Below are 15,410 nucleotides of genomic sequence, written 5' to 3'. Positions count from 1 at the left end.
CAACACACAAACTAACTTACGCGGCGTTCGGCGACCCGACGCGCCGTGACATAATGATGGCGCCAGTACGCATTAGACAGCATGGAAATCGTCACGCCCTGGCTGCTCGAAGCGTGAATGAATTTATTCCCGCCAATATAAACCCCGACGTGACGCCGCCTTTTTCCGGTATTAAAGAACACCAGATCGCCCGGCTTTAACTGCCGCTGGCTGACGGAAATACCCCGGTGTAATTGCTCCCCGGTGGTACGCGGCAGATCGAGATTAATCGAGTCGCTGAAAATACGCTGCATCAATGCGGAACAATCGATGCCGCGTCGCGACGTCCCGCCCAGATGATAGCGGGTGCCCTTCCAGTTCTTATATTGCTCAAGAATACGCGCTTTCATTTTCGCGTCTGACTGAGATTCCTGCGGAATATAATAACTGTGCCCCGGAGCGTGTAAGAAAGCGTGGGCTTTCATCTCGCTGGGTATTTCAAAAGCGGATACGGACGACGAAAAAGCAATAATACAAACGAAAAGTGAGACCAGATACTTAACCATAACCTTGCAACATGTTTGAGTGGATTCTTCCCTACCTGATAAAAAAATAATGAAATCGATATCGCTGTTGGAATGGGCGCAGTGTAAGGACCGCACTGCCCGCGGGCAATGCAAAAACCGTCCAAAAAAAGACGCGACGACGCGGGAAATAAAAACGCCCGGCCGATCTCTCAGGCCGGGCGGGGGTAAAGCGGAAGAACGATCAGGCGCGGCAGTCAATCACCACGCGGCCTTTCACCTTGCCATCGAGCAGGTCACGGGCGACATCAATAGCCTGTGACAGCGGTACGGTATGGCTGATTTTCTCCAGCGCCTCGGGAGAAAGTAGCTCGCAGGCCTGCTGCCAGGTCTCAATGCGTTTTTGCTGGCTTACCATCACGCTGTCGATCCCGCGCAGCGTTACGCCGCGCAGAATAAAGGGTGCCACGCTGGCCGGCAGATCCAGTCCCTGCGCCATCCCGCATGCGGCGACCACGCCATCATACTTGATGCTGGCGCAGACGTTAGCCAGCGTATGGCTTCCCACCGTGTCCACCGCGGCGGCCCAGCGCTCTTTTTGCAGCGGCTTGCCCGGCTGGCTCAGTTCGTCGCGGGAAATCACCTCGCTGGCACCCAGGGCGCGCAGCTGTGCGTCGGTTTCCGCGACCCGCCCGGTGGCGGCCGTCACCTGGTAGCCCAGCGCGTTAAGCAGCAGCAGGGCACAGCTCCCGACCCCGCCGTTGGCGCCGGTCACCAGCACCGGGCCATCTTCAGGCTTCACGCCGTGCTGGCGAATGGCGTTGACGCACAGCATGGCGGTGAATCCGGCGGTGCCAATCGCCATTACCTGATGGGCGGTCGCGTTCTCCGGCAGCGGCACCAGCCACTCGCCTTTAACGCGCGCTTTGCCTGCCAGACCGCCCCAGTGTTTTTCCCCTACGCCCCAGCCGGTAAGCAGCACCGGCTGGCCCACCGCGTAGTCCGGGTGTGTACTGTCGGCCACGGTGCCGGCGAAGTCGATGCCGGGCACCATCGGGAAGGCGCGGACAATCGGCCCGCGTCCGGTGATCGCCAGCGCGTCTTTATAGTTGATGGAGGAGTAGTCAATATCCACCGTGACGTCCCCGGCTGGCAGCGCATCCTCATTAACCTCGGTGAGGGTTGAGGTGTAGCTGTCACCGTTCTTATCAATCAATACACACGTAAACATACGGACTCCTGCATTAAACTGCGTAACTTCCGGAAAGGGAGGATTATGGCGCGTTCTGGGGATTAAGGTTTTGATCCTGAGAGGATTTGCCGCCCTGCGCGATAACCAAAAGCATGGTTTCAGTGTATCGGACAGGGCGTGAGGAGCAAGTTTCGCGGTGTTAAGCAAAGCGTGCCCCGTCCGCAGACGGGGCAAGGTTCAGGCAACGAAACGATCCACCAGGGTAGCCATTGCTTCCGACTGGCCGTCCAGCATCTGGCTGGCGGTCGCGGCCTGGGAGACCAGGGCGGCGTTCTGCTGCGTCACCTGCTCAAGCTGGTTGAGCGCCAGATGCACCTGCGATACGCCGAGCGACTGCTCGCTGGCGGCCTGGGCGATATCGCTGACGAACTGCTTCATCATCCCGGTATTGTCCGCCGCCGCTTTCAGCGCGGTGTTCGACGCGGTCACCCGCGCCACTCCTTCACTGATCTTATCCATGTTCCGATCGACCAGTTCACGGATCTGGCTTGCCTCTCTGGCACAGCGCTGCGACAGGTTGCGCACTTCGCTCGCCACTACCGCAAAGCCTTTACCCAGCTCGCCGGCGCGGGCCGCTTCCACCGCGGCGTTAAGCGCCAGCAGGTTAGTCTGGAAGGAGATGTCGTCGATCGACTTAACGATGCGGCCAATCTGTTCGCTGGAGGTGCGGATATCCGACATGCTCTGGCTGGCCTCCTGCGACACGCGGTTGGCCTCCAGCACATCGCGCTCCATGGCCAGCGTCAGTCGCTCTGCTTCACTGGCGTTGTCGGCGGTCTGGTTAATGGCGGTGGAGATCTGCTCCATGCTGGAGGCGGTTTCCACAATCGAGGCCGCCTGTTCGTCGGTGCGCTGCGCGAGATCCTGGTTGCCGGCGGCAATATCGCTGCTGGCGTTACGCAGCACCACCGCCCCGGATTTAATCTCCTGCACAATGTGCTGAATGCTCTCGATCGACTGGTTATACGCGCGGTTCAGTGCAGACAGCTCATCGCTGCCCGGCACATCGAGACGGCGCGTCAGATCGCCATCCATCTCATGAATCGCTTTCAGCGTGCCGGTAAGCTGCACGTGAATACTGCGCGCCACCACCACGGCGAAGCCCAGGGCAATCAGCAGCGAGAGCAGGCTGATGGCAAGGTAAGACTGCCAGTCGCTGCGCGCGTGCTGAGCAAGGGTGGCAGCATGGAGTTCAAGGGCATCGGCGGCGCGATTTTCTACGGTGCGCAGCGTTTCAATGCGCTGCGTCTGGGCGGTGAACCAGGCACCGGGATCGATACCAAATCCGCCCTGGGCAGCGTTATTGAAGGCGACCAGTCGCAGCGCCAGGGCGCCCGTGGCGTCGGCGGACTCCAGCGCTCGGTCAAGCCCGGCGCTCTGGGCAGGGGTGCTGAAGCGGCGGGCAGCGATAAGCCAGGCTTCCTGCTTACCCACCACATCGCTGAACTGCCGGAACTGGCCGTCCCCAAAGCGATCCGCAGAGAAAATATTCGACAGCAGCGCGCGCTCCACACCGGCCTGCTCTTTCAGGTTCAGCAGGCTGTAATAGGCGGCCAGTTCGTTAACCATCGGACCGGACGGCGTTAAATGCCCCATTCCGCCTACAAAATTAAGCACGCCAGCAATGGTTTGCGTATAAAACTGGATCGCTTGCGGCGTAGGAATAGTAAGCCCGACCACCGCGTTGCGCGTGGCGCTTAATGACTGAATATGCTGATTAAATACCTTTACCGTGGCGGCAATATCGCCGGTTAATAGGGCGCTGTCGGTTTCGGCAAGTGAGTGATTAAAGGTGGTTAACGCCGCATCGGTTATTTTTTGCTGGGCGGCTAATTCATCGCGGAATTTTTCGCCTTTAGCGCCTAAATAACCGGCGCTCATGCCGCGCTCGCGTTGCAGCTCATGCACCACGTTACCGGCGCTGCGCGCCAGGGCGGTGAGCTGGCTGATGGTGGTCATCTGCTGCTCGGTGTGAATACGGCTGACTATTCCCGAACCGGCGAACCAGCACAGGGCCAGCAACAACGGTAGCAGGGCAAGAAATAACTTCATTTTCATTGAAATACGATAGATCCACAACATACCGGTGTTTCCTTATTGGCCTGGTATAATTAAGGATATATCGGCTAATGCCCCTTATTTCTTTATGCCTATTGGTAAGCGAAACCGCGTATTTCTATTTAATTTACAAATCCAATAACCACAATTAATTAATGGCTATTGCTTATTGTGGAGTAAACAATCACGATGAAAAATCGCGCGGAAATAACAGGCGAGAGCGGAATAAGATGCGGGAGAAAAAACAAGAAGAAGGTAAGTGATTCAGGCCGCTCATTTTTATCAGGATAAGCGGCCTGCGGTTTACGCCTCAGCCAGCGCCTGGGCACAGGCGGCCGCAGAGGCCCAGGCCCACTGGAAGTTGTATCCCCCCAGCCAGCCGGTGACGTCCACCACTTCGCCAATAAAATAGAGGCCCGGCACGTCGCGCGCTTCCAGCGTTCGGGAGGACAACGCATGGGTGTCCACCCCGCCGAGCGTCACTTCCGCGGTGCGATAGCCTTCGGTGCCGTTCGGCTGCACGCGCCACTGTTGCAGCGTGTCCACCAGCCCGTTTTGCTGCCGGCTGTTAAGCTGGCGGAGCGACACGTCCGGGAACTGCTCGGGATGCAGCAGCATCAGGCACTCCACCAGCCGCTTCGGCAGGTGCAGCGCCAGGGTATTCTTCAGGCTCTGGTTCGGGTGCGCGGCGCGCTGGGCGTTGAGCACCTCATGCAGATCGGTGTCCGGCACCAGGTTGATGGTCACGAACTCACCTGGCTGCCAGTAGCTGGAGATTTGCAGCACCGCCGGGCCGGACAGGCCGCGGTGCGTGAACAGCAGGCTTTCGCGAAACACCGTCCCGTCCTCAGCGGTAATGACCGAGGGCACCGAAACGCCGGAAATGACGCTGAGCTGCTCCAGCAGCGGTTTGTGCAGGGTAAAAGGCACCAGTCCGGCGCGGGTCGGAAGCACCTTCAGGCCAAACTGTTCGGCAATTTTGTAGCCAAAGGGCGAGGCGCCCAGGCCCGGCATCGACAGGCCGCCGCTGGCGATAACCAGGCGGGTTGCCCGCACCTCCTCGCCGTTGAGCGTCAGCAGGTAGCCTGCCTCATCGCGCGTCACGCTCAGCACTTCGCTGCGCAGGCGCATCGTTACGCCGCCCTTCTCGCACTCTGCGACCAGCATATCGACGATCTGCTGCGCCGAGTCGTCGCAAAACAGCTGGCCCAGGGTTTTCTCATGCCAGGCGATGCCGTATTTGTTGACCAGGTCGATAAAATCCCACTGGGTGTAGCGCGCCAGCGCGGACTTACAAAAGTGCGGGTTCTGGCTGAGGTAGGCCGCCGGCTCAATATAGAGGTTGGTGAAGTTGCAGCGTCCGCCGCCGGACATCAGGATCTTACGACCAGGCTTTTTGCCATTATCGACCAGCAGCACGCGACGCCCTGCCTGACCGGCCCTGGCGGCACAAAACATACCGGCTGCACCGGCGCCGATTACGATGGCATCAAACTGTTCCACACCCTTTCCTCTTTTATAGTAAGGTCGTGAATTGTAAAGTTTCTACGCTGGTCACACCACCATGAAATCGTTTCATGATGGATAGCGCCTTGATATAAAAGAAATAATTATTTACATCTTTTGACGTCTGTCATCCCGTTGTCAAAAAAAGTCTATATTTCACTTTGCCCGCGCGACGTTTGTCCTGGATAATGCGCCGCGTTCATGACCTCAAAATGGCGTAACGTCCTATGCTACATTTGTTTGCCGGCCTGGATCTCCATACCGGGTTGTTATTGTTGCTTGCTCTGGCATTTGTTCTGTTCTACGAAGCGATTAACGGCTTCCACGATACGGCGAACGCAGTTGCAACTGTGATTTACACCCGTGCAATGCGCTCGCAACTTGCGGTCGTGATGGCTGCGGTGTTTAACTTCCTCGGCGTGCTGCTCGGGGGACTAAGCGTCGCTTATGCCATCGTGCATATGCTCCCTACCGATCTGCTGCTCAATGTAAGTTCCGCTCATGGCCTCGCCATGGTGTTCTCTATGTTGCTGGCCGCGATCATCTGGAATCTCGGTACCTGGTATTTCGGGCTACCGGCGTCCAGCTCTCACACGCTGATCGGGGCCATCATCGGTATTGGGTTAACCAATGCGCTGATGACCGGAACCTCAGTGGTGGATGCGCTGAACATTCCGAAAGTTATCAATATCTTTGGTTCACTGATTATCTCTCCGATTGTCGGTCTGGTCTTCGCCGGCGGGCTGGTATTCCTGCTGCGTCGTTACTGGAGCGGCACCAAAAAACGTGCGCGTATTCACCTGACGCCTGCGGAACGTGAAAAGAAAGACGGCAAGAAAAAGCCGCCGTTCTGGACCCGTATCGCCCTGATCCTGTCCGCCATCGGCGTGAGTTTTTCTCACGGCGCGAACGACGGTCAGAAAGGTATCGGCCTGATTATGCTGGTGCTGATCGGCGTTGCGCCGGCAGGCTTCGTGGTAAACATGAATGCTTCCGGCTACGACATCGCCCGCACCCGCGATGCGGTGAATAACCTGGAAATCTACTTCCAGCAGCATCCGGGGGTACTTAAAAAGGCCACCGGTCTCGATCCGGTCATTCCGGGTCCGGAAGAGACGCTGACCACCACCGCGACGAAGGAGTTCCACTGCGACCCGAGCCGCGCCTTCGTTGCGCTGGAGCACGCTAAAACGCTGCTCGGCACCAACGAAAGCTACGACAAACTGAGCGTGGAACAGCGCAGCCAGCTGCGCCGCATTATGCTGTGCATCGCGGATACCTCAGACAAAGTGGCGAAGCTGGAAGGCACCTCGGCGGAAGATCAGCGTTACCTGAAGAAACTGAAAGGTGACCTGCTCAACACCATCGAGTACGCCCCGATCTGGATCATCATGGCGGTAGCGCTGGCGCTGGGCATTGGTACCATGATTGGCTGGCGTCGCGTGGCCACGACTATCGGTGAGAAAATCGGTAAGAAGGGCATGACCTATGCACAGGGCATGTCGGCGCAGATGACGGCCGCGGTCTCCATCGGTATCGCCAGCTACACCGGGATGCCAGTTTCCACGACCCACGTGCTCTCGTCTTCCGTGGCGGGCACCATGATTGTGGACGGCGGCGGGTTACAGCGTAAAACCGTGACCAACATTCTGATGGCCTGGGTGTTTACCCTGCCGGCCTCCATTGGGCTGTCCGGTCTGCTGTACTGGATTTCACTGCAGTTCATCTAAGCTGCAGGTACTGCCAAAAAAAGCGGGTCTTCGGACCCGCTTTTTTATGCTTAGTGCCAGATAAGCAGCGCGATCAGGCTCACCACCACCAGGCCGCACAGGGCGCTGGTCAGCAAAAACTGCCGGCGAACCCGCTCGCAGCGCCGAATAAACTCTTCATCATGATGATCAAGGTAGCGCTGCGCATAGATATAACGCACCAGGCGCACCTGCTTACTGGGCTGCCCGTGGGAGGTAAAAAAACCGCCGCCGTCCACATACTGGTACAGCAGGGGATCGCACCCGCGAAGCACGACCAGTAATGCGCGCAATGATGAGAAATAGCGCGCCATATTCACCACACAAACAATACATAAAGCCCAGAACAGCGCGACGGTGCTGATCATACGTCCTCCCGGCGTTCATCCACGGAGCCACGCCCCGGGGCATGCGCTCCGATCCCCAGACAGATGTCAGAAACGGAAAGTCGAGCGGATTCACATTTCTTTACCCGCGCGGCTTACTATGTAGTGTAGGAGATCCCCTCATTTTTTTTCCACAACGTTAACCTTTATCAAGACCTGCGCCAGCGTTTGCGGCTAACGTGGACCAGAGGGCCGGAATTGACGCAGCAGCAGGGGAGCTATACTGTAGAAATATCTTCTACAATTTAAGTCCTTACGATACACCGTTCGCGCGATGTACTACGCAGGACGCGGGCATGGAAGAATGGCTGACAGCGTCATTCGTCCCATCTGGTCATCGACACTTATGGAAGGAGTAACACAATGGCTTACAAACACATTCTTATCGCCGTAGACCTGTCACCGGAAAGCAAAGTGCTGGTTGAAAAAGCGGTCTCAATGGCACGCCCTTACAACGCGAAAATCTCCCTGATTCATGTTGATGTGAACTACTCCGATCTTTACACCGGGCTCATCGACGTCAATCTGGGCGATATGCAGAAGCGTATCTCCGAAGAGACGCACCATGCGCTGACCGAGCTGTCTACCAACGCCGGTTATCCGATCACCGAAACCCTGAGCGGTAGCGGCGACCTTGGTCAGGTGCTGGTCGATGCGATTAAAAAATACGATGTGGATCTGGTGGTGTGCGGCCACCATCAGGACTTCTGGAGCAAACTGATGTCCTCCGCTCGTCAGCTTATCAACACCGTGCACATTGATATGCTCATCGTGCCGCTGCGTGATGAAGAAGACGACGAGTAATCGTTTAACGCACAATAAAAAACCGCGGCCTGCGCCGCGGTTTTTTTTATGCCTGAATCGGGTGTTGCGCCCCGCTACAGAGGGGTTCCGGCGTAGATATCGAACCGGTGCCCTTTGGTGACCACCGCGTTCAGCGTGGCGACGTCAGCCAGCGGCGGCGCGTAATCGGGGCGTTTCACCACCACCCGCTTTGTCGCCAGCTGACGCGCGGGCTCGAGCAGCCCGTCCGCATCCTCATCCGGCCCCACCAGCGACTGAAACACCCGCATCTCTTTCTTCACCAGCGCGCTTTTCTGCTTGTGGGGAAACATCGGATCGAGATAGACCACCTGCGGGCGCGGCGTGATGTCGGTGAGCGCCGTCAGGCTGGAGGCGTGGATCAGCGTCAGGCGCTCGCGCAGCCAGGGGCCGATCTCCGCATCCTCATATCCCCGCCGCAGGCCGTCATCGAGCAGCGCGGCGACCACCGGGTTGCGCTCCAGCATCCGTACCCGACAACCCACAGACGCCAGCACAAACGCATCCCGTCCCAGCCCGGCCGTGGCATCTACCACGTCAGGCAGGTAGCTGCCCTTCACGCCGACGGCTTTCGCCACCGCTTCGCCGCGACCGCCGCCAAACTTACGCCGGTGCGCCATCGCGCCCTCAACGAAATCCACATAGATGCCGCCGAGCTTCGGCTCGTCCCGCTTGCGCAGTTCGAGATGGGTGGGCGTCAGCGCCAGCGCCATGGGGTTTTCCGGGTCGTGTACCAGCTGCCAGCGGGCCGCAAGAACAGATAAGGCGCCGTCTCCGGCGCCCGTTTCATCAATCAGACAGATGTTCACCGTGCCATTAGCCCTTGATGCCGTAGTGATCCAGCATGGCATCAAGCTGTGGCTCACGGCCCCGGAAGCGTTTGAACAGCTCCATCGGCTCCTCTGAACCACCGCGGGTCAGGATATTGTCGAGGAACGACTGCCCGGTTTCACGGTTGAAGATGCCCTCTTCCTCGAAGCGGGAGTAAGCGTCCGCGGCCAGCACATCGGCCCACAGGTAGCTGTAGTAGCCCGCCGCATAGCCACCGGCAAAGATATGGCTGAAGGCGTGCGGGAAGCGGCCCCACGACGGCCCAGGCATAACGGCAACCTGCTTTTTAATCTCTGCCAGGGTATCGAGGATTTTCGCGCCCTGCTCCGGGGTAAACTCGGCGTGCAGGCGGAAATCGAACAGGCCAAACTCCAGCTGGCGCAGAATAAACATTGCCGCCTGGTAGTTCTTCGCCGCCAGCATTTTGTCGAGTAGCTCCTGAGGCAGCGGCTCGCCGGTTTCGTAATGGCCGGAGATAAACGCCAGCGCCTCCGGCTCCCAGCACCAGTTCTCCATAAACTGGCTCGGCAGCTCGACCGCATCCCACGGCACACCGCTGATACCGGCGACCCCTGGGGTGTCGATGCGGGTCAGCATGTGATGCAGACCGTGACCGAACTCGTGGAACAGGGTGATCACTTCGTCATGGGTAAACAGCGCCGGTTTGCCTTTTACCGGGCGGTTGAAGTTACAGGTCAGGTAGGCCACCGGCTTTTGCAGCGAGCCGTCTGCCAGACGCATTTGCCCGACGCAGTCATCCATCCACGCCCCGCCGCGCTTGTGCTCGCGGGCGTACAGGTCGAGGTAGAAGCTGCCGCGCAGCTCGCCGCTCTCGTCGTAAAGCTCGAAGAAGCGCACGTCAGGGTGCCAGACATCAATGTCTTTACGCTCTTTGGCGGTAATGCCGTAGATGCGTTTCACCACTTCAAACAGGCCGTTTACCGCTTTGTTTTCCGGGAAGTAAGGGCGCAGCTGCTCATCGCTGATGCTGTAGAGGTGCTGTTTCTGTTTTTCGCTGTAGTACGCGATATCCCAGGGTTGCAGCTCGTCCACGCCGTACTCCTGCTTCGCAAAGGCGCGCAGCTGAGCCAGCTCCTGCTCGCCCTGCGGACGGGCACGCTTCGCCAGATCGGTTAAGAAATCCAGAACCTGCTGCGGGTGCTCTGCCATTTTGGTGGCCAGGGATTTATGGGCGTAGCTGTCAAAGCCCAGCAGTTGAGCCAGCTCGTGACGCAGCGCGAGGATCTCTTCCATCACCGGGCTGTTGTCCCATTTGCCCGCGTTCGGCCCCTGATCGGAGGCGCGAGTGCTGTAGGCGCGGTACATCTCTTCGCGCAGCGGCTGGTTGTCGCAGTAGGTCATCACCGGCAGATAGCTCGGAATATCCAGCGTCAGCAGATAGCCCTGCTGTTCTTTCGCTTCGGCCTGCGCTTTTGCCGCGGCCAGCGCGCTTTCCGGCATGCCGGCCAGCTCTGATTCGTCGGCGATCAATTTTGACCAGCCCATGGTCGCGTCGAGCACGTTGTTGCTGTAGGTAGAGCCCAGCTCGGAGAGACGCGCGGCGATTTCACCGTAGCGCTTCTGTTTTTCCGGCGGCAGGCCAATGCCCGACAGTTCGAAATCACGCAGCGCGTTATCCACCGCTTTTTTCTGCGCGGTATCCAGCTTGCCGTAGTTCTCGCCGTTACGCAGATCGCGGTAGGCCTGATACAGCCCCTCGTTCTGGCCGACCCAGGTGCTGTACTCGGAGAGCAGCGGCAGGGTCTGCTCGTAGGCTTCACGCAGTTCCGGGCTGTTTTGTACCGAATTGAGATGGCTTACCGGCGAAAAAATACGGCCAAGACGGTCGTCGACTTCCGCCAGCGGCTGGCAGAGCGTCTCCCACGAGTACGGCGCGCCGCTGGCAACCACAGCCCCAACCTGCGCGCGGCAGTCTTCCAGCGCCTTTGTAACGGCAGGCACCACGTGCTCGGGTTTGATAGCGGAAAACGGCGGCAGTGTAAACGGCGTGAGTAATGGATTGGTCATAAGCGCAGTCCTGTCGAATAGGGTGAATGTAGCGCGCGTTCCAGCGCTTTGCCTGTGCGTCTTAGCATGGGGTTAAGTGTAGTGAATTTCAATGGCGCGGAGTGCCCGGCGACGCGGATTACTGCCCGACAGCGCTGCGCTGCTCGCGTCCAAAAAGCGGCTTTCAGTGTCCTGCATCATCCGTGCAGCGGTAATCCGTTGCGATCTGCGGTAAACTGTTCGTTAACTTGTTTATCTTCCGGAAGTCACTCAGTCATGCTCAGTTACCGCCACAGCTTTCACGCTGGCAACCACGCCGATGTGCTCAAACATACCGTCCAGAGCCTTATTATCGAATCGCTGAAAGAGAAAGATAAGCCCTTCCTCTATCTGGACACGCACGCCGGCGCGGGCCGCTATCAGCTCAGCAGCGAGCGCGCCGAACGCACCGGGGAGTATCTCGAAGGTATTGCCCGTCTGTGGCAGCGCGACGATCTCCCGGCGGAGTTCGAGCCTTACATGAGCGCGGTGGCGCACTTCAACCGTACCGGCCAGCTGCGCTACTACCCTGGCTCACCGCTGATTGCCCGCCAGCTGCTGCGTGAGCAGGACAGCCTGCAGCTGACCGAGCTGCACCCGAGCGACTTCCCGCTGCTGCGCGGCGAATTCCAGAAGGACAGCCGCGCCCGCGTTGAGCGCGCTGACGGCTACCAGCAGTTAAAATCGAAGCTGCCGCCGCCGTCGCGCCGTGGCCTGATCCTCATTGACCCGCCGTATGAAATCAAAAGCGATTACCAGGCGGTGGTGCAGGGCATCAGCGAAGGGCATCGTCGTTTTGCCACTGGCACCTACGCGCTGTGGTACCCGGTAGTGCTGCGCGCCCAGATTAAGCGCATGCTTAAGGAGCTGGAAGCCACCGGCATTCGCCGCATCCTGCAAATTGAACTGGCGGTGCGTCCGGACAGCGACCAGCGTGGCATGACCGCCTCCGGCATGATCGTTATCAACCCGCCGTGGAAGCTGGAGCAGCAGATGGCGACCGCGCTGCCCTGGCTGCACAAAACCCTGGTGCCGTCGGGCACCGGGCACACCACGCTAAGCTGGGTGGTACCGGAATAAGGTTGCTGATTGAAACCATAGACGCCAGCGTCACGACACCCGTGCACGCTGCGCTTACACTACGCTTACTTTTACGATGCTATTCAAGGTAACGGCCATGACCAGACATTACGATTACATCTCCATCGGCGGCGGCAGCGGCGGTATCGCCTCCATCAACCGCGCGGCGATGTATGGACGAAAATGCGCGCTCATCGAAGCTAAAGAGCTGGGCGGCACCTGCGTGAACGTCGGGTGCGTACCGAAAAAAGTGATGTGGCACGCGGCGCAGATCGCCGAGGCGATTCATCTTTATGGCCCCGACTACGGCTTCGATACCACAGTAAATAACTTCGACTGGGGCAAACTGGTCGCCAGCCGCAGCGCTTACATCGATCGCATTCACACCTCGTATGAAACGGGTCTGAGTAAAAACCGCGTTGACGTGATCCGCGGCTTTGCGCGCTTCGTTGATGCCCATACCGTGGAAGTGAACGGCGAAACCATCACCGCCGATCATATCCTTATCGCCACCGGTGGACGTCCGACCCGTCCGGCCATTCCGGGCGCGGAATACGGCATCGACTCCGACGGCTTCTTCGAACTGCCTGCTTTGCCCAAACGGGTTGCAGTGGTGGGAGCGGGTTATATCGCCGTAGAACTGGCGGGCGTGGTCAACGCGCTGGGTGCCGAAACGCACCTGTTTGTGCGCAAGCACTCCCCGCTGCGCAGCTTCGATCCGATGCTGTCTGAAACCCTGAAAGAAGTGATGCTGGCGGAAGGCCCGACGCTGCAAACCGAAGCCATACCGAAATCGGTAGTGAAAAACAGCGATGGCAGCCTGACTCTGACGCTGGAAGACGATCGCAGCTTTACCGTGGATTGCCTGGTGTGGGCGATTGGCCGCGAGCCGGCGAACGACACCTTCAACCTGGACGTCACCGGGGTGAAAACCAACGAAAAAGGCTACATCGTCGTTGATAAATACCAGAACACCAGCGTGCCGGGGATTTATGCGGTGGGCGATAACACCGGCGCGGTTGAGCTGACGCCGGTCGCGGTAGCCGCCGGACGCCGTCTCTCTGAGCGCCTGTTCAACAACAAGCCGGACGAGCATCTGGACTACAGCAACGTCCCGACCGTGGTGTTCAGCCACCCGCCGATTGGCACCGTGGGCCTCACCGAGCCGCAGGCGCGTGAACAGTACGGCGATGACGAGGTAAAAATCTATCGCTCGTCCTTCACCGCCATGTACACCGCCGTCACGTCTCATCGTCAGCCGTGCCGCATGAAGCTGGTGTGCGTTGGCAAGGATGAGAAGATTGTCGGCATTCACGGTATCGGTGCCGGTATGGATGAGATACTGCAGGGCTTTGCGGTGGCGCTGAAGATGGGTGCCACCAAAAAAGACTTCGACAACACCGTGGCGATCCACCCCACCGCCGCCGAAGAGTTTGTCACCATGCGTTAATAAAAAAGCCCCTCAGCGAGGGGCTTTTTATTATCTTACGTATCCTGCGGGCTTCAACACCACCCCGCTACTCAATCACCCGGTAGATCGCTTTTTGAATGCCGGCCCACTTCTTCTCGATATCGCCGCCGCCCACCTCGCGCTGCTGCGCCAGCTCCATCTCATATTTTTGCCGCTTCACGACCGCTGGCGTGGTGCAGAACGCACGCAGATACTGTTTTCGCAACGCGTTGAGCGATTCACCCTGGGCCATAGCGTGCCCGATGGTGGCGATCATGCGTCGGCAGGGTTTTAGCTCGTTCATCTGCGGGCGATAGTTAAGCAGCAGATTCAGCGTTTCGTTGCTCTCGTCGGCCAGCAGCTGCTCCGTCCAGGAGACTTTCCACTCCATGCCGCCCTGTAAAAACAGCCGCGCCACTTTGGAGTCATTGCGCTCAATGGCCGAGCGCAGGCTGTTCTCATCCCAGCGGATGCCCATGCTGGCCAGCACATCGCGCGCGCTGCGGGTACTGGTGTAGCGCTGCTCGTCCACCTCTTCGCTGAGAATATTTTTCTGGGCGGCGGGCGCAGGCGGCGTGGCGACATCGCTGACAATCATCAGCGCGCCAATGGCGATGGTGATCACCACGATGCCAACTACGCCCCAGAGCGCGCCATAGATGAGCTGTTGGCGCTCTTCCTTACTGCGGGCGTTCATTTTTTCCGGGCGGTCGATCCCACTGCGCACGTCAAAGATATCCCCGCCCACCAGATCGTTCTTTTGACGGGCGTAGTCATAAAATTCGGCCAGCTCGCTCTCATTCGCCGCCAGCAGCGCACCGGGGTTCACGCTGGTGCGGCCTTCATTGTAGGCGCGCTGTACCGGACCGGAGATATCCTCGAAGTAGCTGTCGAGCAGCGTACTCTGGGTTGGGGTGAGCGGCTGGCCGCTCAGCAGCGTGTTGCGGTACTGGCGCACATCTTCGAGAAAAGCCTGCAGGGTTTTCCGCGGCTCGATAAGAAAGCTCAGCGACGCTGCGCTCTGGAAAATGCTGGCGTAGTGACGGGCGTACTCTTTTTTATCCACCAGCAGCAGCGCCAGTTCGCTAAACAGCATCCCGCTTAATACGTCGTCGTTTTCCGACATTTTCACCCAGCGTCGCACCTTATCGGCACCAAACAGGGTATTGAGATGGTGCAGCAGCTGCGACCGGTCCGGCCAGGCGCGGTGAATAAGGCCGCGGATCATCAGCTCAAGGGCGCGGATCTGCTGTCGGGCTTCACGCTCCGGCGCGGGGGTAGACGTATCAAGGGCGGTGCTGTAGTGCAGAAGCGGCTGCTTCTCTTTGAGCTGTTCGAGGGCGGAGACAAAACGCAGGGCGGCGATCATCTGGTTGGTGCTGACGTCCTGACCGCTCTCATAGCCCGGCACCTGCTGTTGCAGATGGCGAAGCTGGATGGTGAACTGTGACATCTCTGCGTCGTTGAGATTAAGACGCCGCGCCACGGCGGCCCAGTTACCGAGATTCAGACGCGCGACTTCGAGCTGCTCCAGAAACCACCGCGGATCCTTCCCTTCCGCCGCATGAATATTTAGCAGCATCAAAATTTCGACCGCAGCCTGGCGAATAATCCCCAGGCACACCTCGAAATTTACACGCACCATCGGCTGTGCAGAACGCGTCATGATTATCCCGTCGATAAAAAAACTCAGGCCCCGCCTGGCCTGCGCCTGGTATTACGCTGGCG

12 protein-coding genes are annotated in these 15,410 nt (G+C 58.7%); 4 read left to right on the top strand and 8 right to left on the bottom strand.

Annotation, left to right across the window (positions count from 1 at the left end; all coding sequences use genetic code 11):
- Positions 1–11: 11 nt before the first annotated feature.
- The 4 genes from DW58_RS19050 to DW58_RS19035 form a co-directional block, all read right to left on the bottom strand.
- Positions 12–545, bottom strand: a complete 534-nt coding sequence (locus tag DW58_RS19050) for an NlpC/P60 family protein (RefSeq protein ID WP_024549525.1) — start codon at positions 543–545, stop codon at positions 12–14.
- A 202-nt stretch (positions 546–747) separates the two neighbouring features.
- Positions 748–1,734, bottom strand: coding sequence for an acrylyl-CoA reductase (NADPH) (acuI, locus tag DW58_RS19045; RefSeq protein ID WP_024549524.1), 987 nt, complete (start codon positions 1,732–1,734; stop codon positions 748–750).
- 198 nt (positions 1,735–1,932) lie between these two features.
- Positions 1,933–3,837: a methyl-accepting chemotaxis protein gene (locus DW58_RS19040; RefSeq protein ID WP_024549523.1), complete on the bottom strand. Its 1,905-nt coding sequence runs from the start codon at positions 3,835–3,837 to the stop codon at positions 1,933–1,935.
- A 279-nt stretch (positions 3,838–4,116) separates the two neighbouring features.
- Entirely contained in the window at positions 4,117–5,316 is a 1,200-nt protein-coding gene (locus tag DW58_RS19035; protein WP_024549522.1) for a BaiN/RdsA family NAD(P)/FAD-dependent oxidoreductase, read from the bottom strand.
- A gap of 230 nt (positions 5,317–5,546) precedes the next feature.
- Between DW58_RS19035 and pitA the strand changes: the two genes are divergently transcribed.
- Entirely contained in the window at positions 5,547–7,049 is a 1,503-nt protein-coding gene (pitA, locus tag DW58_RS19030; RefSeq protein WP_024549521.1) for an inorganic phosphate transporter PitA, read from the top strand.
- Positions 7,050–7,099: 50 nt separating this feature from the next.
- Here the strand turns inward: pitA and uspB are convergent, their stop codons facing one another.
- Positions 7,100–7,435 (bottom strand): universal stress protein UspB, encoded by a 336-nt coding sequence (gene uspB / locus DW58_RS19025; RefSeq protein ID WP_024549520.1) that lies wholly within the window; start codon positions 7,433–7,435, stop codon positions 7,100–7,102.
- A gap of 381 nt (positions 7,436–7,816) precedes the next feature.
- On the opposite strand from uspB, the gene uspA reads away from it, so the two are divergent.
- Positions 7,817–8,257: a universal stress protein UspA gene (gene uspA, locus DW58_RS19020; RefSeq protein ID WP_024549519.1), complete on the top strand. Its 441-nt coding sequence runs from the start codon at positions 7,817–7,819 to the stop codon at positions 8,255–8,257.
- A 74-nt stretch (positions 8,258–8,331) separates the two neighbouring features.
- Here the strand turns inward: uspA and rsmJ are convergent, their stop codons facing one another.
- Positions 8,332–9,084, bottom strand: coding sequence for a 16S rRNA (guanine(1516)-N(2))-methyltransferase RsmJ (rsmJ, locus tag DW58_RS19015; RefSeq protein ID WP_024549518.1), 753 nt, complete (start codon positions 9,082–9,084; stop codon positions 8,332–8,334).
- Between the two features lie 7 nt (positions 9,085–9,091).
- Entirely contained in the window at positions 9,092–11,134 is a 2,043-nt protein-coding gene (gene prlC / locus DW58_RS19010) for an oligopeptidase A (RefSeq protein WP_024562454.1), read from the bottom strand.
- Between the two features lie 255 nt (positions 11,135–11,389).
- Between prlC and DW58_RS19005 the strand changes: the two genes are divergently transcribed.
- Together DW58_RS19005 and gorA are read left to right on the top strand one after the other, a co-directional pair.
- Positions 11,390–12,232: a 23S rRNA (adenine(2030)-N(6))-methyltransferase RlmJ gene (locus tag DW58_RS19005; RefSeq protein WP_024547861.1), complete on the top strand. Its 843-nt coding sequence runs from the start codon at positions 11,390–11,392 to the stop codon at positions 12,230–12,232.
- Positions 12,233–12,329: 97 nt separating this feature from the next.
- Entirely contained in the window at positions 12,330–13,682 is a 1,353-nt protein-coding gene (gorA, locus tag DW58_RS19000; RefSeq protein ID WP_024547862.1) for a glutathione-disulfide reductase, read from the top strand.
- Between the two features lie 67 nt (positions 13,683–13,749).
- On the opposite strand, the gene DW58_RS18995 is transcribed toward gorA, so the two are convergent.
- Complete coding sequence (locus DW58_RS18995) at positions 13,750–15,348, bottom strand: STY4199 family HEPN domain-containing protein (RefSeq protein WP_024547863.1); 1,599 nt, start codon at positions 15,346–15,348, stop codon at positions 13,750–13,752.
- Positions 15,349–15,410 lie beyond the last annotated feature (62 nt).

It is taken from the genome of Siccibacter turicensis LMG 23730 (genome assembly GCF_000463155.2).
GTDB classification, from domain to species: domain Bacteria; phylum Pseudomonadota; class Gammaproteobacteria; order Enterobacterales; family Enterobacteriaceae; genus Siccibacter; species Siccibacter turicensis.
Note: the sequence above shows the minus strand (reverse complement) of the source record. Positions and strands in the feature narration are given on the sequence as shown.

Excerpts from the sequence above, each read along its gene's own strand:
- DW58_RS18995 (WP_024547863.1), bottom strand. The coding sequence starts at position 15,348 with ATGACGCGTTCTGCACAGCCGATGGTGCGTGTAAATTTCGAGGTGTGC.
- gorA (WP_024547862.1), top strand. The coding sequence starts at position 12,330 with ATGACCAGACATTACGATTACATCTCCATCGGCGGCGGCAGCGGCGGT.
- uspA (WP_024549519.1), top strand. The coding sequence starts at position 7,817 with ATGGCTTACAAACACATTCTTATCGCCGTAGACCTGTCACCGGAAAGC.
- prlC (WP_024562454.1), bottom strand. The coding sequence starts at position 11,134 with ATGACCAATCCATTACTCACGCCGTTTACACTGCCGCCGTTTTCCGCT.
- DW58_RS19050 (WP_024549525.1), bottom strand. The coding sequence starts at position 545 with ATGGTTAAGTATCTGGTCTCACTTTTCGTTTGTATTATTGCTTTTTCG.
- DW58_RS19040 (WP_024549523.1), bottom strand. The coding sequence starts at position 3,837 with ATGTTGTGGATCTATCGTATTTCAATGAAAATGAAGTTATTTCTTGCC.
- uspB (WP_024549520.1), bottom strand. The coding sequence starts at position 7,435 with ATGATCAGCACCGTCGCGCTGTTCTGGGCTTTATGTATTGTTTGTGTG.
- DW58_RS19005 (WP_024547861.1), top strand. The coding sequence starts at position 11,390 with ATGCTCAGTTACCGCCACAGCTTTCACGCTGGCAACCACGCCGATGTG.
- acuI (WP_024549524.1), bottom strand. The coding sequence starts at position 1,734 with ATGTTTACGTGTGTATTGATTGATAAGAACGGTGACAGCTACACCTCA.
- pitA (WP_024549521.1), top strand. The coding sequence starts at position 5,547 with ATGCTACATTTGTTTGCCGGCCTGGATCTCCATACCGGGTTGTTATTG.